The 15,912-nt window shown below is 56.5% G+C and carries 16 protein-coding genes; 13 read left to right on the top strand and 3 right to left on the bottom strand.

The genetic code is table 11. The annotated features are described in order from the left end of the window. Window positions 1–113: 113 nt before the first annotated feature. Window positions 114–1,538, bottom strand: coding sequence for an exodeoxyribonuclease I (gene sbcB / locus CMQ96_RS02460; RefSeq protein WP_004138792.1), 1,425 nt, complete (start codon window positions 1,536–1,538; stop codon window positions 114–116). Window positions 1,539–1,718: 180 nt separating this feature from the next. On the opposite strand from sbcB, the gene dacD reads away from it, so the two are divergent. The 7 genes from dacD (at window position 1,719) to cobS (ending at window position 7,952) form a co-directional block, all read left to right on the top strand. Further along, window positions 1,719–2,885 (top strand): serine-type D-Ala-D-Ala carboxypeptidase DacD, encoded by a 1,167-nt coding sequence (dacD, locus tag CMQ96_RS02455; protein ID WP_004138794.1) that lies wholly within the window; start codon window positions 1,719–1,721, stop codon window positions 2,883–2,885. Between the two features lie 153 nt (window positions 2,886–3,038). After that, window positions 3,039–4,475 (top strand): capsule assembly Wzi family protein, encoded by a 1,437-nt coding sequence (locus CMQ96_RS02450; protein ID WP_098065792.1) that lies wholly within the window; start codon window positions 3,039–3,041, stop codon window positions 4,473–4,475. 125 nt (window positions 4,476–4,600) lie between these two features. Beyond that, window positions 4,601–5,074 carry a DNA gyrase inhibitor SbmC gene (sbmC, locus tag CMQ96_RS02445; RefSeq protein WP_024359997.1) on the top strand — a complete coding sequence of 158 codons (474 nt, stop codon included), beginning with the start codon at window positions 4,601–4,603 and terminating at the stop codon, window positions 5,072–5,074. A 108-nt stretch (window positions 5,075–5,182) separates the two neighbouring features. Beyond that, window positions 5,183–6,241: an FUSC family protein gene (locus tag CMQ96_RS02440; RefSeq protein ID WP_098065790.1), complete on the top strand. Its 1,059-nt coding sequence runs from the start codon at window positions 5,183–5,185 to the stop codon at window positions 6,239–6,241. A gap of 168 nt (window positions 6,242–6,409) precedes the next feature. After that, complete coding sequence (locus tag CMQ96_RS02435; RefSeq protein WP_004103624.1) at window positions 6,410–6,745, top strand: DUF496 family protein; 336 nt, start codon at window positions 6,410–6,412, stop codon at window positions 6,743–6,745. 193 nt (window positions 6,746–6,938) lie between these two features. Further along, the gene (locus CMQ96_RS02430; RefSeq protein ID WP_004138801.1) at window positions 6,939–7,172 is read left to right on the top strand and encodes a bifunctional adenosylcobinamide kinase/adenosylcobinamide-phosphate guanylyltransferase; all 234 of its coding nucleotides are present in this window, start codon (window positions 6,939–6,941) and stop codon (window positions 7,170–7,172) included. 39 nt (window positions 7,173–7,211) lie between these two features. Next, a complete protein-coding gene (gene cobS / locus CMQ96_RS02425; protein ID WP_098065788.1) occupies window positions 7,212–7,952 on the top strand; it encodes an adenosylcobinamide-GDP ribazoletransferase in 741 nt (246 codons plus the stop codon). Between the two features lie 131 nt (window positions 7,953–8,083). Here cobS and CMQ96_RS02420 read toward each other — a convergent pair whose 3' ends face one another. Further along, window positions 8,084–9,193, bottom strand: a complete 1,110-nt coding sequence (locus CMQ96_RS02420; RefSeq protein WP_064362685.1) for an adenosylhomocysteinase — start codon at window positions 9,191–9,193, stop codon at window positions 8,084–8,086. A gap of 185 nt (window positions 9,194–9,378) precedes the next feature. On the opposite strand from CMQ96_RS02420, the gene CMQ96_RS02415 reads away from it, so the two are divergent. The 6 genes from CMQ96_RS02415 (at window position 9,379) to CMQ96_RS02390 (ending at window position 15,489) form a co-directional block, all read left to right on the top strand. Beyond that, window positions 9,379–10,116 (top strand): HPP family protein, encoded by a 738-nt coding sequence (locus tag CMQ96_RS02415; RefSeq protein ID WP_064342928.1) that lies wholly within the window; start codon window positions 9,379–9,381, stop codon window positions 10,114–10,116. A 377-nt stretch (window positions 10,117–10,493) separates the two neighbouring features. Then, a complete protein-coding gene (locus CMQ96_RS02410; protein ID WP_016809178.1) occupies window positions 10,494–11,918 on the top strand; it encodes a sugar porter family MFS transporter in 1,425 nt (474 codons plus the stop codon). A gap of 21 nt (window positions 11,919–11,939) precedes the next feature. Beyond that, window positions 11,940–12,950, top strand: coding sequence for a Gfo/Idh/MocA family protein (locus CMQ96_RS02405; RefSeq protein ID WP_004113905.1), 1,011 nt, complete (start codon window positions 11,940–11,942; stop codon window positions 12,948–12,950). A gap of 23 nt (window positions 12,951–12,973) precedes the next feature. Continuing rightward, window positions 12,974–13,423: a PTS sugar transporter subunit IIA gene (locus tag CMQ96_RS02400; RefSeq protein WP_004103610.1), complete on the top strand. Its 450-nt coding sequence runs from the start codon at window positions 12,974–12,976 to the stop codon at window positions 13,421–13,423. Then, entirely contained in the window at window positions 13,420–14,361 is a 942-nt protein-coding gene (locus CMQ96_RS02395) for a sugar phosphate isomerase/epimerase (RefSeq protein WP_016809176.1), read from the top strand. The genes CMQ96_RS02400 and CMQ96_RS02395 overlap by 4 nt, the downstream gene beginning before the upstream one ends. A 123-nt stretch (window positions 14,362–14,484) precedes the next feature. Then, the gene (locus tag CMQ96_RS02390; protein WP_064342927.1) at window positions 14,485–15,489 is read left to right on the top strand and encodes a LacI family DNA-binding transcriptional regulator; all 1,005 of its coding nucleotides are present in this window, start codon (window positions 14,485–14,487) and stop codon (window positions 15,487–15,489) included. Here the strand turns inward: CMQ96_RS02390 and CMQ96_RS02385 are convergent. Further along, window positions 15,486–15,875: a tautomerase family protein gene (locus CMQ96_RS02385; RefSeq protein WP_064342926.1), complete on the bottom strand. Its 390-nt coding sequence runs from the start codon at window positions 15,873–15,875 to the stop codon at window positions 15,486–15,488. The genes CMQ96_RS02390 and CMQ96_RS02385 overlap by 4 nt on opposite strands. Window positions 15,876–15,912: the final 37 nt, after the last annotated feature.

Below are 15,912 nucleotides of genomic sequence, written 5' to 3'. Positions count from 1 at the left end.
GCCCGGACACGGCATCCGGACCGCCATCAGAGAGAACTGGCCGGTTCTTTCTGACGGGTTAATCATACAAGCCCGGACAGGCGCAACGCGCCGCCTCCGGGAATTTCTGCCAATCAAACAATATCCTGCGCGTACTGCCACAGCGCCTTCAGCTGCGCCAGCTTCTCTTTATCATCCGCATACTGCTGATACAGCATCTGCAGCTCATCGGCGTAGGCCTGCAAAAACTCAGGCGTAAATACCTGGCGACGGTGCTCTAACCAGCGCTGCTGCTCGGCTTCATCGAGCGTGCCGGGGTAGTTGCGCGCGCGATAGTTGAACAGCAGGCGCTCAATACGCTTATCGGCGAAGGTAATATCCAGCGCCGGCAGGTTGCGCGGCTCGGTTTCGAGCACGATTTTCATCGCCGCGCGGTCGGCATCGCTGAAAAAGCCGTTATACAACTGCGCATCGACGTTATCGGAAGGCACAAACGGCTCCGCTTCGGCAAAAATCGCCACCACTTTCTCACGCACCTGCGGATTGGCCCGCAGCAGCTGAGCGTTATCCAGACAGCGCTGGATATTGATGCCCAGCCGGTCGGCATCCTGCGGACGCAGGGTGTTTTGCTGCGCCAGCACCGGGCATTTATTGAGGTGGACCAGCTTAATCGGCACCGCGGGCAGGTCGCCCAGCTCGCTTTTCGGCGTATACAGCCGCTCGCGCAGGGTGTCGGCATCCAGCTCCAGCAGGGGAGCGATATCTCCGGCCAGGTCGACCATAATCACCGCGTTACGGTTGTCCGGGTGCCACGCCAGCGGGGCCACCAGGCTGGTGTTACCGCGCGCTGCGCCGAACATGCCGGAAACATGCACCAGCGGCTTGATTTGCGGCACGTCGATCAGCGTCGCCAGCTTGCGCTTATTGCGGTGGGCGTAGAGATAGTCAAACAGGCGCGGCTGCTGGGTTTTCACCAGCTTTGCCATCGCGATGGTGGCGTAAACGTCGGCCATCGCGTCGTGGGCGTTGCTGTGCTCAATGCCGTTGGCGACGGTCAGATGCTCGAGGCGGAAGCTCGGTAAGCCCTCTTCGTTTTCCGGCCAGTTGATCCCTTCCGGGCGCAGCGCGTAGCAGGCGCGCATCACATCCAGCAGATCCCAACGGGAGTTGTCGTGCTGCCAGCTCCAGGCGTAAGGATCGTAAAAATTGCGATAAAAGATATTGCGCGTCACTTCGTCATCGAAGCGCACGTTGTTGTAGCCGACGATGCAGGTTTTTGGCACCGTGAACAGATCGTGAACGCGACGGGCAAAGGCGGCTTCGCTGTCGCCCTTGGCGTTCGCCTCCTGCGGCGTGATCCCGGTAACCATAACCGCCTGCGGCTGCGGCAGATAGTCATCGGCGATCCTGCAGTAGAAGACTTCGGGTTCGCCGACGATATTGAGGTCTTCATCGGTGCGGATGGCGGCAAACTGCGACGGTCGGTCGAGCGAAGGACTGGTGCCGAAGGTCTCGTAATCGTGAAACAAAAATCCGGGCTGGTTGGCGCTATCTTGCATAATCTGTTCATTATCCCTGGTGGCGAGCAGCCATCATGGTAAACGATTTGCCGGGCCATCAGAAGGGTATCGCCTTTGCCCCTTGCCGGCGGTGTCATATTTTCTTGCAATTAAACCCTGATTTGAAACGAGAAGTTCCGTAAAAAGGACGGCGAATCTGTCAATTTAGAGGATATGCCGTTGAAAGGCCGTTTGTTTATTGCTGTATCTTTGCTCGCTGCGAGCGTTTCCTGCGCATTTGCCGCCAATGATTTTCCCGTCAACGTGACGCCTCCTTCTATTCAGGCCGGTTCCTGGGTGCTGATGGATTACACCACCGGCCAGATCCTGACCGCCGGTAACGAGCATCAGCAGCGCAATCCCGCCAGCCTGACCAAACTGATGACCGGCTACGTGGTCGATCGCGCCATCGACAGCCACCGCATCACCTTTGACGACATCGTCACCGTCGGTAAAGACGCCTGGGCGCAGGGTAACCCGGTCTTTAACGGCTCTTCGCTGATGTTCCTTAAGCCCGGCGATCGGGTCAGCGTACGCGACTTAAGCCGCGGGCTGATCGTTGACTCCGGCAACGATGCCTGCGTGGCGCTGGCGGACTACGTCGCCGGCGGCCAGCCGCAGTTCGTCGCGCTGATGAACAGCTACGTGGAAAAACTGCATTTGCAGGATACCCATTTTGAAACCGTCCACGGCCTGGACGCGCCGGGGCAGCACAGTTCGGCCTACGATCTCGCTGTGCTCTCGCGGGCGATTATTCACGGCGAGCCGGACGTCTACCATATGTACAGTCAGAAGAGCCTGACGTGGAACGGCATTACCCAGCAGAACCGCAACGGCCTGCTGTGGGATAAGACCATGAACGTCGATGGTCTGAAGACCGGCCACACTTCCGGCGCCGGCTTCAACCTGATTGCCTCCGCGGTGGACGGTCAGCGTCGGCTGATTGCGGTGGTGATGGGAGCCGACAGCCCGAAAGGGCGCGAACAGCAGGCGGCGAAGTTGCTGCACTGGGGCCAGCAAAACTTCGATACCGTCCAGGTACTGCAGGATGGCAAGCAGGTCGGCGTTGAGCGAATCTGGTATGGCGATAAAGAGCAGATTAAGCTGGGGACCGATCAGGATTTCTGGCTAGCGCTGCCGAAGTCGGAGGTCGCGCGCATTAAGGCCAAATACGTGCTGGATAACAAAGTGCTGGAAGCGCCGATTGCCGCCCATCAGCGGGTGGGAGAAATCTCCCTTTACGATGGTGATAAAGTGGTGGCCCACTGGCCGCTGGTGACGCTGGAAAGCGTTGGCAAGGGCGGCATGCTGTCGCGCTTTAGCGATTATCTGCATCAAAAACTGTAACTGTCGCGCCGCTCCGCCCGGAGCGGCATCTCGTAGCTGTTTGATTATTATGCCGCTTCGGTTGGCGCTTCGTTTACTTTCACTCCATTACCTTACCCGGTCACCCTTCAGGAAAAAGCCTGGCGTTTGTGCGCCATAAATGGAGCTGGGAAGATGAAATACTTTGCGCGTAGTGCGCTTTCTCTGGGACTTTTCGCCGTTTTTAGCACCGCCAGTTTTGCCTCTGGCCTCGTTCTGGCCGATAACGAATTTCGCAATGATTTAGCCTGGTTATCCGACCGCGGAACCCTCGTGTTAAGCCTGTCGACCTGGCCTCTGAGCGAGGAGGAGATTAACCGCGCGTTGGCCAACGCGCATCCGACAACCTCCGCAGAGCGGGGGGTTCTGAGTCGTGTAAATCAGCGTTTAAGGGCGCTGAAAGCCGACGTGCGCGTTACCGGTTACAGTTCCACTGATAAGCCGGGAACCCCGCAGGGGTTTGCCCAGTCCTATCCCGCCGACCAGTCGCTTTCTCTCGCCCTGAACAACAGCGGCGAATGGTGGGATCTGCATCTACAGGGCAATGTTGAAGGCGACAAGCGCATCAGCAACGGTTCGAGCGTGAACGCCAACGGCGCATACGGCGCGGTAAAGCTGTGGAATCAGTGGCTTGCGTTCGGGCAAATTCCGCAGTGGTGGGGGCCGGGCTACGAGGGCAGCCTGATTCGCTCCGATGCCGCGCGGCCGATGACCGGTTTTCTGCTGCAGCGCGCCGAACAGCGCGCGCCGGAAACCTCGTGGCTGAGCTGGATTGGCCCCTGGCAGTATCAGCTTTCCGCCAGTCAGATGAGCCAGTATGCCGCCGTACCGCATACCAAAATCTTCGGCGGCCGCCTGACGTTTTCGCCAATCTCCTCGCTGGAGCTGGGGGCCTCACGCATCATGCAGTGGGGCGGCGAAGGGCGACCTTCATCATTCAGCAGCTTCTGGGACGGTCTGACCGGCAATGACAACACCGGCGAATCGGCCGACGATCCCGGCAACCAGCTGGCCGGTTTTGATTTCAAGCTGAAGCTGGCGCCCGCTCTGGGGTGGCCGGTGAGCATTTACGGCCAGATGATCGGCGAGGACGAAGCCGGATATTTACCCTCGGCGCACCTCTATCTTGGCGGCGTGGAAGGGCATCACCAATGGAATAGCAATGCGGTTAACTGGTATCTGGAAGCCCACGATACCCGTTCGAACATGGGGCGCACCAACTACATTTATAACCACTTCATCTATAAAGACGGCTACTACCAGCAGGGCTATCCGCTGGGCGACGCGATGGGCGGCGATGGGCGTCTGTATGCCGGTAAGGTAGAGCTGGTAACCGAAGAGAACCAGCGCTGGAGCGCGCGGCTGGTCTACGCAGAGGTCAATCCGAAGAACCAGCGAATCAATAAAGCCTTCCCGCGCGCCGATACGCTGAAGGGCGTGCAGCTGGGCTGGAGCGGCGATGTGATGCCGACGGTACGTCTGAATACCTCCGTGTGGTACACCGACGCCAACCACAGCGCCAGCGACGATGTCGGGGCCAGCATCGGCGTCGAGCTGCCGTTCATTTTATAACCGGATGGCGCCGGTTTTTTTACTCTTCTTGCCGCGCGGATTTGTGAATTGCCGCACATACTATGGCTGATAGTACTGCTAATTTATGTATATATATACAGTATTTTATCAACGGTGGAGGCAGCATGGAATATAACGTTAAGTCCGTGGGCAAGAAGAAAATTGCCGGGTTTCATCTGGTCGGTCCCTGGGAGCAGACGGTTAAACAGGGGTTTGAACAGCTAATGATGTGGGTTGATAACAGCCAGGTTCCGGCGCAGGAGTGGGTGGCCGTTTACTACGACAATCCTGATGAGGTCCCGGCGGAAAAGCTGCGCTGCGCGACCGCCGTCACGGTGGCGGAGGACTACTCAATCCCCGCCAACAGCGAAGGCGTGATGATGACCGATATCGCCGGCGGAGAGTACGCGGTTGCCCGTGCCAGAGTCGAGAATTATGACTTTGCAACGCCGTGGTATCAGTTCTTCGAGAGCCTGATGCAAAGCAAAACGCACCAGATGGCGATGAAACCCTGCTTTGAAGTCTATCTTAACGATGGTAACCAGGACGGCTACTGGGATATTGATATGTATATCGCGGTCGAGCCTGTGGTGAAGTAAATCGAACATTGTCCCTTCGCTGGACAAGGTTTATTACATTCGCGTGATGCTTGCGGCGAAAAAGCAGTTACAATTGGCCTTTTCGTTGTGTCGGAGTCGGAGTAGGTTGTGCGCGCGGATAAATCACTTAAGCCATTTGAAATTCGGCTGTATCGCCATTACCGCATCGTCCATGGCGTGCGAATAGCATTGGCCTTTGTGCTCACCTTTGTGCTGGTGCGCCTGCTTAACGTTCCTGAAGGCACCTGGCCTCTCATCACCCTGGTGGTGGTGATGGGGCCAATCTCCTTCTGGGGAAACGTCGTACCGCGCGCGTTTGAGCGCATCGGCGGCACGATCCTCGGCTCGGCGCTCGGGCTGGTGGCGCTTAAGCTGGAGCTCATCTCGCTGCCTATCATGCTGCTGTGGTGCGCGGTGGCGATGTTCCTCTGCGGCTGGCTGGCGCTGGGCAAAAAGCCTTACCAGGCGCTGCTGATCGGCATCACCCTGGCGGTGGTTGTCGGCGCGCCGCCGGGCGATATGACGACCGCGCTGTGGCGAAGCGGCGACGTTATCTTCGGTTCCCTGCTGGCGATGCTGTTCACCGGTATCTGGCCGCAGCGGGCCTTTCTGCACTGGCGCATCCAGATGGCCAGCTACGTCACCGCCTTCAACCGGCTTTATCAAGCCGGCTTCTCGCCGAACCTGGTAGAGCGTCCGCGTCTGGAAAAGCACCTGCAAAAGGTCCTCAACGACGTGGTGAAAATGCGCGGATTGATTACGCCCGCCAGCAAAGAGACGCATATCCAGAAAGCCATCTTTGAGGCGATCCAGACCGTCAGCCGTAACCTGGTGTGCATGCTGGAGCTGCAAATCAACGCTTACTGGGCGTCGCGTCCCGGCCACTTCGTGATGCTTAATGCCCATACGCTGCGCGAAACCCAGCAGATGACTCAGCAAACGCTGTTGACTATCGCCCACGCCCTGTATGAGGGCAACCCGCAGCCGATCCTGGCCAACAATGAAAAGCTCAACGAAATCGTTGCCGAACTGCGCCAGCTCATCAAAGAGCAGCAGGACGACAATTTCTCCGAAACGCCCATTCATGGTTATGTCTGGTTAACTATCGAGCTGGCGTGCCAGCTCGAACTGCTGTCGCATTTGATCTGCCGGGCATTGCGTAAATAAAGACCAGACTCGCGTGGTTTTTCTATCGCTTGCTTCGATTCAGCAGCGTTTAGGGTTATGATAACGGCAAAGGAAAAAACATTGTCATCAGCGGCTGCTAACAGTTATGTTAGCCCTATGTAGCAGTCGCTTTAGCGAATCCGAATCTCAAATATTAGGGGTATAAAAATGGAAACAACTAAGCCTTCTTTCCAGGACGTACTGGAGTTTGTTCGCCTGTATCGTCGTAAGAACAAACTGCAGCGTGAAATTCAGGACGTTGAGAAAAAGATCCGTGATAACCAGAAGCGCGTCCTGCTGCTGGACAACCTGAGCGACTACATCAAGCCGGGCATGAGCGTTGAAGCTATTCAGGGCATCATTGCCAGCATGAAGAGCGATTACGAAGATCGCGTTGACGACTACATCATCAAAAACGCCGAGATCTCCAAAGAACGTCGCGACATCTCTAAAAAGCTGAAAGCAATGGGCGAAGCGAAAGTAGAAGATAAATCTGCCGAGTAATTCCCGTTTAAGCGCTCCGGCGGCGCTCGCTGCCGGAGTTCCTCTTCTTTCTCTTGCGCCATCTCGCAAATCCTTCGCAAAACACCCCATGCAACGCTGAATCTTTCCCGAGGAATTTGGTATACTTCCGCGGTAAACATATTGATATCGGAAGGGTTTATCTCATGCTGTCCCTGCAACAGGTGCCGCCGCGATGATACTGATTACCGGCGACGCCCATAGCGGCCAACGCCGCGACGCCGAATCTTTACTCAACTCTTTCGTTTCGGCGATCTACATCGCTACCTCCCGGATATCCGACAATCAAATCGCCGCGCGCATTCAACACCACCGTGATACCCGGCTTGCCCACTGGCGGCTGGAAGAACGCGGCCGCGCTCAAGCCGCGCGCACAAGTCAGGTTACGGCCGGCGGCGGAGATGAATAACCGCTGGCCGCGGGGTTTATCGACAGGAGTCCTCTCTCAATGATTAAGTCTTTTTTTGCCGCATTATCGTTTATCAGCCGCCTGCCGGTCCCGGCGCGTTTATCCCAGGGGCTGGAAATTGAACAATATCAACGCAGTATAGTCACATTCCCCCTGGTCGGATTGCTGCTCGGGGCGATTGCCGGCGCCGTCGTGATGCTGCTCCAGCCGTGGTGCGGCGGCCCGCTTGCCGCGCTGCTCGGCGTGCTGGCGCTGGCGCTGTTGACCGGCGGCTTCCATCTTGATGGGCTGGCGGATACCTGCGATGGCATCTTCTCCGCCCGCCGGCGCGAACGGATGCTGGAAATTATGCGCGACAGTCGGCTGGGCACTCACGGCGGGCTGGCGCTGATTTTCGTGCTAATGGCGAAAGTGCTGGTGGTCAGCGAGGTGGCGCTGCGCGGCACGTCGGCGCTTGCCGCGCTGGCAGCCGCCTGCGCCGTCGGCCGCGGTATGCCGGTGCTGCTGATGTATCGCCAGCGCTACGCCCGCGAAGAGGGGCTGGGCAATCTGTTTATCGGCAAAATCACGCTGCGTCAGACGCTGATTACCATGGGGATCGCTTTGGCGCTGGCGACAGTGCTGCTCGGAGTTAACGGTCTGCGCGCGGCGCTTATCACGCTGGTGCTGGTATGGGCGCTGGGTCAGGCGCTGAAGCGTACTCTGGGCGGGCAAACCGGCGACACCTTAGGCGCGGCGATTGAGCTCGGTGAAGTCATATTTTTGCTGGCCCTGCTGTAGGATTGGCTTTCTTCCCGGTGGCGCTGCGCTGACCGGGCTACGGGTTAGCAGCGCTCTGCGGGGCGGTAGCCCGGACAGGCGCCTCGCGCCGCCTCCGGGAAATGTGCCGGGATATTATCCGGCACCTATGGCTATAGCGCTTTTTGCCATACGCTCTGCGGCAGGAGATAAACGTCCGCCGGTGCCGTCATGCCGTCGGTCACAATATGCTGAATGCCGCTGGCCATCACCGCCAGGGTGACGTCAAAGGCGTTCAGGCTATCGCCAAAACCGGCGGTCAGGTTGAGCATCGAACCGTTCGCCAGCAGATAAACGGTTTTATCGCCCATCCGGTAAGCGTTGATATAGGGCATGACCTCTTCCTGCGCAAACTGACGCAGGTACTCGCAGTCAATCTCTTCCGCCACGTGACCCACGTTGAGGATAAACACCCCATCTTTGGACTTATCCAGCGCCTGGCGGTTAACGACTTTTTTGCCGCCGGTCGCCGTGGCCACCACGTCCGCCGAGGCGATAGCCTCCTGTAATTCAACGACGTGCCAGCCATCATAGGCCGCCTGTAATCTCCGTGCCGGGTCGATTTCTGCCACCATCACCTGGCCGCCGAAGGCCTTCGCTGCCGCCGCGACGCCCTGGCCGACCAGACCATAGCCGACGACCAGCACTTTTTTCTCATGCAGGGTCAGGTGGGTTGTCTGGAAAAAGGTATGCCACGCGGTCAGGCCGACCATATGACGGTTGTGCAGTCCTTCCTTAACCGGCAAATCATCCCAGTTAAAAATCGGATAGCCAGGACGAATATCGCCCAGACGGCTCACGCCCGAACCTGTCGCTTCAAGCCCGGCGACAACGTTGCCGAACTCCCCGCGCTGATGCAGTAGGGTCGTAATATCCGCGCCCATTTCGCACAGATGCGTCGGCTGCCAGGCAATCGCTTTTTCCCACGATTGCTGCCAGTCGGCATCGCTCATATCGCGCCAGGCGCAGGCCTCCGCGCCGCGCTCCACCAGCCAGGCGACCACCTCATCCTGTACCGTGGTTGGGTTACAGGTGGTGAGAAAAACCTTCGCGCCTTTTTCCAGAATTCCCTGCACCAGCGGGATCATTTTCATATCGAGATGCATACAGCAGGCCAGACGCACCTCGCTGAGATCGGGCAGGGCGGCGACCTGACGCAGGGTGCGCGGCATATTCTGACTGGCCCATGCGATTTCTTTCTCTAATTTTATTTTGTTATTCAACGTGTTTGACCTTCAATCCATAGAATGCTGATACCCAGAGGTGAGGGGATTTTAACGTAGCGCGCGCCGTTTTTACATTCACAAAATGAATGGCAAAAAGCCACGATAAAGACATGGTTGTTAAAATAAGGTTAAAAAAAGAAAATAAAGCATAAGTTTTTACGATGACGTAAGCGAGCAGCAGGATGTTAAGCGTATTACCCGGATCGCTCTTTTCGCGGATCCGCATTTTTCTCGGTCGCCTGAAGCCACACGCCTTACCGGTCGCCAGAAAACATATTGTTCTGGCCTCGATCGGCGCCGGGACGGGCCTGGCGGTGACCAGCTTGTTCAGCCACTGGCTGTTAGGCGAGGTTAATATCTGGTTTATCGCCCCTATGGGCGCCTCGGCGGTACTGCTGTTTGGCGTCCCGAGCAGCCCGCTGGCCCAGCCTTGGTCGATTGTCGGCGGCAACGTGCTCTCGGCGCTGATCGGCGTGACCGTGGGCATAGCGATCCCGAACCTGGCGCTGGCCTGCGGCGTGGCGGCAGGGCTGGCGATCGCCGGCATGTACTTCCTGCGCTGCCTGCATCCGCCGGGCGGAGCGGTGGCGTTAACGGCGATCCTCGGCGGGGCGGGGATACAGAGCGAAGGCTATCACTTTGTTCTGACCCCGGTGTTACTCAACTCATTGATGCTGGCGATGCTGGCCATTGTTTTTAATAACCTGGTCGGACGGCGCTACCCGCATCCGCTGGCGGCGGAGGAAGTGAAGGCGAAAGCGGAGGCGGTGCCGCTGGGCATATCCGTGACGCGCGAAGATATTCATGCGGCCCTGCTGGACGGTCAGTTTCTCGACATTGATGAAGACGACGTGCAGGAGCTGCTGGAAAATATTGAACAAAAAGCCAGACAGCGTATCGCCAGCGCCCAGCGATCCTGACGACCCTGGCTCTCTGGGGAACGCGGATTAATCCACGGGTTCCCCTTCGTATAGCCTTCCTCCCCAGCCATTAGCCTGAACCACGCATTTTGCTCCCCCCGAAAGCGACAAGCTCTGCGGATCGTGACTGCGATCGACAAAATTGGCCATTCAATGAGCAAAAAGTTGACGCCCTTAACGAAATGAATATTTCAAAATAACTTGTTATGGATTTTTTAATCCGTGAGAGTATAACAAGTTGTTAAATAATGCACCCGGGTGCAAAAAGGTGCAAATGTATTCCTGATGCCAGAACCTGCCGTATCTGCATCGGCAATGTGATCTTTTTATTCATAAAAACAAAACGATAGAACGCTCATCCCTGACAGGACAACAAAATGACCGATCATGTGATAACTGAAAGTCGTAAAACAGATAATGATAAGAAAATCAGATTAATAACCCTCGTCTCAACCATCGGTGGGCTGTGCTTTGGCTATGACACCGGGGTTATTTCCGGCGCGCTGATATTCATGAAGAACGATCTTGGCCTCACTCCTCTGCAGGAAGGGCTGGTGACATCGTTTTTATTATTCGGCGCGGCAATCGGCTCCGTTGGCGGCGGCTGGCTGTCCGACCGCCAGGGGCGGCGGAAAAATATTCTGTGGGTAGCGGTGATTTTTATCTTTGGCGCCCTCGGTACCGCCGTCGCGTGGGATATGTCGTCGATGATAATCGCCCGCTTTATCCTCGGCCTGGCGGTTGGTTGTGCGTCAGTGACGGTGCCGATTTATATTTCAGAGCTGGCGCGGCCCGCGCAGCGTGAACGGCTGGTGACGGTCAACGAACTGATGATCGTCACCGGGCAGTTTCTCGCTTACTCCGTCAACGCTTCCATCGTCAATTTCTATCCCGACATGTCGCACAACTGGCGGCTGATGCTGGCTATTCCGGCGCTGCCCGGCGCGCTGCTGTGGATTGGAATGCTGGTAATGCCGGAGTCTCCGCGCTTCTTCGTGCGTAAGGGGCAAATAGACAAAGCGGTTGCGGTGCTGAAAACGATTCGTCGGCCTGAAGAGGTGGAGCAGGAGATCCGCGATATCCAGCAGGTGAGTCAGATTGGCATCAACCATGGCCGATTTGTTGACGAGCTGAAGAAAAAATGGGTGCTGCAGCTGATTTTGATCGGGCTGATGATTGTGCTGGCAACGCGCGTAACCGGCGTGAATACCATTATGTACTACGCGCCGACGGTGCTGAAAGCCACCGGACTTGGCGATGCGGCGGCGGTGACCGGTGCCGTGGCTAATGGCGTCGTGTCTATTCTGGCCACGCTACTAGGGATGCTGTTAATTGGCAGGCATTCCCGACGGAAAATGTTCTTTACCGGACAGATCGGCGTCACCCTTAGCCTGGTGTTGATTGGTCTCTCGTTCAAGCTCTTCTTCCATATGGAAACCGTTGATGGCGTCAGTGGCTTGCACGCCAACTTTACCGGCGCCAGCTACATCATCCTTGCCCTGATGCTGATGTTTCTGACCTTTATGCAGGGTTGGATCGCACCGGTGTTCTGGCTGATGCTCGCGGAAATTTACCCGCTGCGGATGCGCGGTCTGGGTATGGGTTTTGCGGTATTCGGTTTATGGATATTTGACTTCATCATTCAGTCTATTTTCCCGATTTTACTCAACAGCTACGGCGGCGGAATGACCTTCGGTTTCTTCGCGGTAACCAACGTCATAATGCTGATTCTGCTGGTGAAGTTCCTGCCGGAAACCCGTGGCTTAACCCTTGAACAAATTGAACAAAAATTCAGATTCTGATTTAGCGACATGGAGGAATATATGACAGTTAATATCGGTTTAATTGGTTTAGGTATGATTGGGCGCGATCATCTCCAGCGTTTTCAGACGGTGATTCAGAACGCCAGGGTCAGCGCCGTCTGCGATATCAATCGTAATGTTACCGACACTATTGCCCGCGAATATGGCGCTCAACCCTATTACGATGCGGTCGAAATGATTCAATCGGACGACGTGGATGCGATCTTTATTTGCTCTATTGGTCCGGTCCATAAAGAACAAATTCTGGCCGCCATCAAGGCAGGTAAACCGGTGTTTTGCGAAAAGCCGCTGACCCCAACCGCGGATGAAGCCAAAGCGATTATTGATGCTGAAGTGGCCTACGGCAAACGTATGCTGCAGCTGGGTTTTATGCGCCGTTTCGACCCAGGGTACAACCAGCTTAAAGCGACTCTGGATAGCGGTGAACTGGGGGAAATATTGCTCATCCATTGCGCACATCGCAACGCCTCCGTGCCAGAAAGCTACACCCTGGAGATGGCGATTAACGATTCGGCGACCCACGAGATCGATATTATCCGCTATCTGCTTAACGAAAATATCGTTTCGGTACGCGTCGATAAACCACAGAAGAAAACGCGCAGAGCCTGCGCGCATCTGCAGGATCCGTTGATTGTGATTTTTGAAACCGAATCCGGCGTACGTATTGATGATGAGCTGTTTGTTAACTGCGATTATGGTTACGACATTCGCTGTGAAGTGATTGGCGAAAATGCCATTAGCGCATTGACCGAACAGGCTCTCACCACCGTCCGTTCGGCACAGGGTTATAGCCGTGCTATCCCCAAAACCTGTATGGAACGTTTCGCCACCGCCTACGATCGCGAGGTGCAGAATTTCGTTGACCGGGTAAACCTGGGGGCGGAGATGAGCGGGCCATCATCGTGGGACGGATTTGTCGTGGCGATGGTATGCGATGCTGGCCTGGCATCGCTGAAGGATGGCGAAAAGCACGCGGTCTCTCTGCCGGAGTGTCCGGCGCTCTACCGCTGACCCATTAACGAAGGGAGAGGCGCATGTTAACGCTGAAACCAGAAGATATTTTTATTGGCTGTCGGGCGAATTCAAAGAAAAAGGCGCTGCGTATTGCCGCGGATTCCCTGCAGGCCAGCGGCTACGTCAGCGAGGGTTTTTTTGAATCGATGGTGGATCGCGAAAAGGCGCTCTCTACCTGGCTCGGGGCGGGAGTGGCGATGCCCCACTGTAGCAAAGAGGGGATCGACCTGGTGCGGCAAACCGGTTTCCAGCTGTTTCAGTTCCCGGATGGCGTGGGCTGGGGGGAGGGGAAAGTGGCTTTCCTTGTGGTCGCCGTGGCGGCAAAAAATAATGAACACATTGATGTTATAGCGGATCTGGCAGACCTGCTTGATGACGAAGTGAAAACCACGCTGCTGGCCAGCGCCGACAGCAAAGACGCGTTTATGCAGATCCTCGAAGGACACTCATTTAAGAAGGATAGAATATGAAACTGGCACTCTGTACCGATGTTCTCGCCGGCCTGGCGTTCCCGGAAATGCTCGATCGCGTCAAGCAGTACGGCATTACGGGCGTGGAGATGACCGCAGGCGGTTGGTCGCCCTGTCCACATGTTAAAACTGAAGAACTGCTGGCTTCTTCGGCAGCGCTGGCGGCGTTTCGCGGAGAACTGGAAAAGCGCGGAATGGAGATCGTTGCGCTGAACTGTTCGGGTAACCCGCTGGCCCCCGGCGCGCTGGGCGAGAAGCATACCGCCAGCAGCTATCGTACCGTCGAGCTGGCGGCAAAGCTGGGGGTGAAAAAGATTGTCATGATGAGCGGCCTGCCGGGCGGCGGGCCGGACGATAAAATCCCTAACTGGATCACCTCGACGGTTTCCTGGCCGGACTATATGCCAGGCGTGATCGATTACCAGTGGAACGAGGTTGCTATTCCCTGGTGGCAGGCTTTTACCCGCCATGCGGCTGAACACGGCATCGAACAGATTGCTCTCGAGGAATTCCCCAGCCAGCTGGTTTACAACCCGAGCACGCTGCTGCGCCTGCGCGATGCGGTTGGCGACATAATCGGCATGAATCTCGATCCGTCGCATCTGATCGCCATGGGGGCAGACCCGATTGCCGCAGCCCGTAAGCTTGAAGGGGTGATTTATCACGTCCACGGTAAAGACGCGCGTATTGAACGCGGGCTGGCGGATGTCGACGGCTTACTGGAATACCAGCCGGTCACGCAGACCAAAACCCGCACCTGGAACTACGTGGCGGTTGGCTGTGGACAGGATTTGAAGTGGTGGAAAGAGTTCTTCTCGGTGCTGCGCATGACCGGATATAACGGTTATGTGTCGCTGGAGATGGAGGACCTGACGATGAGCGTTGAAGCAGGGCTACGGACGTCGATTGATGCCCTCAACGCCACATTAAGTCAGTGACAACGGGCCGCGTTTTCCCTCCGGGGGGCGGGAGAACGCGGCGCGTTTTTTGTTGAGCGGATTCTATCTTGCTGTATTTTACGTTCTATTGGATGTTTTTTATCAGGAACGTTAAAACCGAGTATGAGCGCCCCAAAACGACAAAAAGCGACCGCCAGCGACGTTGCGTTACTGGCTGGCGTCTCCAAATGGACGGTTTCCCGGGCATTTACCCCCGGGGCCTCCATCCAGCCCAAAACCCGGGAAGAGGTGATGAAAGCCGCTAATATTCTGGGATATCGACCAAATTTACTGGCGCGTAGCCTGACGCAAAAGCAAACGCATATTATTGGCGTGGCGGTCGACGAGTTACGCAATCCCAACATGGTGCTGCTGCTTAACGAAGTGACTCGCCAGCTGCAGAATCGTGGCTACATGGCGCTGGTGATTAACGTCACCGATGAAGAAAATACCCGCACAGCGATGGCGCTGGCTTACCAGCTCCAGGTTGACGGTATCTTGTTTATGGCCACGGTGCTGACACCGGAACTTATCGCGATTGCCACTGAAATTCATCGCGTTCCGCTGGTGCAGATTGGCCGTAATACCGATCATCCGGAAATCCAGGTGGTCAATATCGATGGTCGGCTTGCCGGAAAGCAGCTTGCTGAACTGCTACTGGCGCAGGGGCATCGCACTTTTGGCTATATGAAGGGTCCGGATACCGCTTCCCACCATTTAATGAGGATGGAAGGATACGAAGCGGCGCTGGAGCAGGCAGGCTGCCGGCTTGATACTCTGCTGGTTGCCGGCCAGTATTTACGTACCCGGGGATATGCGGCGATGAATGACTATCTGGACGCGACGCCCGCAGGCGAAAGAGTAGATGCCCTGTTTTGTGAAAACGATATTCTGGCGATAGGCGCGCTTCAGGCGCTGCGCGAGCGCGATTTAACGATGGGTATTGTCGGTTTCGATAATATCGATGAGGCGGCGGCGCCGGAATGGCAGCTAACGACCTACGATCAGCGACGCGAGCGGCTGGTGGAAGAGGCGTTGAATCGGCTCATTGATGCTGCTGAAGGGCCGACGGCGACGTGGCGCACTGGGGAGCCCATCGTGCGCCAGTCGCATCGTCGGCAGGGCTAAAGGTCGCCAGTAATATACTGCGCTACGCCGTGAGCGAAACTCCAGTCCCCCTTGTGGTTGCCGATCACCGAGATCATGAGATCCTCGCCGCTCAGCCCGCAGTGCTCCTGGAGCTCAGCTTGCAGGATGGCATAAAAAAGCTGCTTCTGCTCTTCGCTGCGCGGGCTGGTATATACCCTCACCACCACCACCTCCCGGCTGCGCGTCAGCCCTAGCCCGGTGTCTTCAACGATCATATGGTAGGCTTTGTTTTCATGAACAATCTGGTAGCGGTCGCGCTCTGGCACCTTGAACGCCTGCACGACGGCGCGATGTGCCGCATCCAGCAGGGTTTTGATCTCGCTTTCGCTGCGTCCTTCAATGATATCAAACGTCAGTAATGGCATAGCAGATGATCCTTATTGTCGGGTTAACGGTCTGTGA

The sequence above is a fragment of the Klebsiella sp. MBT K-1 genome, assembly GCF_002556465.1.
Classification (GTDB): domain Bacteria; phylum Pseudomonadota; class Gammaproteobacteria; order Enterobacterales; family Enterobacteriaceae; genus Klebsiella; species Klebsiella grimontii.
This window is presented reverse-complemented; position numbering and strand designations above follow the sequence as displayed.

What these genes read in the sequence shown, in the direction of transcription:
- sbmC (WP_024359997.1), top strand. Translation starts at nt 4,601, where the DNA reads ATGGAATATAACGTTAAGTCCGTGGGCAAGAAGAAAATTGCCGGGTTT.
- CMQ96_RS02410 (WP_016809178.1), top strand. Translation starts at nt 10,494, where the DNA reads ATGACCGATCATGTGATAACTGAAAGTCGTAAAACAGATAATGATAAG.
- CMQ96_RS02385 (WP_064342926.1), bottom strand. Translation starts at nt 15,875, where the DNA reads ATGCCATTACTGACGTTTGATATCATTGAAGGACGCAGCGAAAGCGAG.
- cobS (WP_098065788.1), top strand. Translation starts at nt 7,212, where the DNA reads ATGATTAAGTCTTTTTTTGCCGCATTATCGTTTATCAGCCGCCTGCCG.
- CMQ96_RS02450 (WP_098065792.1), top strand. Translation starts at nt 3,039, where the DNA reads ATGAAATACTTTGCGCGTAGTGCGCTTTCTCTGGGACTTTTCGCCGTT.
- CMQ96_RS02390 (WP_064342927.1), top strand. Translation starts at nt 14,485, where the DNA reads ATGAGCGCCCCAAAACGACAAAAAGCGACCGCCAGCGACGTTGCGTTA.
- CMQ96_RS02435 (WP_004103624.1), top strand. Translation starts at nt 6,410, where the DNA reads ATGGAAACAACTAAGCCTTCTTTCCAGGACGTACTGGAGTTTGTTCGC.
- CMQ96_RS02400 (WP_004103610.1), top strand. Translation starts at nt 12,974, where the DNA reads ATGTTAACGCTGAAACCAGAAGATATTTTTATTGGCTGTCGGGCGAAT.
- sbcB (WP_004138792.1), bottom strand. Translation starts at nt 1,538, where the DNA reads ATGCAAGATAGCGCCAACCAGCCCGGATTTTTGTTTCACGATTACGAG.
- CMQ96_RS02405 (WP_004113905.1), top strand. Translation starts at nt 11,940, where the DNA reads ATGACAGTTAATATCGGTTTAATTGGTTTAGGTATGATTGGGCGCGAT.
- CMQ96_RS02430 (WP_004138801.1), top strand. Translation starts at nt 6,939, where the DNA reads ATGATACTGATTACCGGCGACGCCCATAGCGGCCAACGCCGCGACGCC.
- CMQ96_RS02395 (WP_016809176.1), top strand. Translation starts at nt 13,420, where the DNA reads ATGAAACTGGCACTCTGTACCGATGTTCTCGCCGGCCTGGCGTTCCCG.
- CMQ96_RS02415 (WP_064342928.1), top strand. Translation starts at nt 9,379, where the DNA reads ATGTTAAGCGTATTACCCGGATCGCTCTTTTCGCGGATCCGCATTTTT.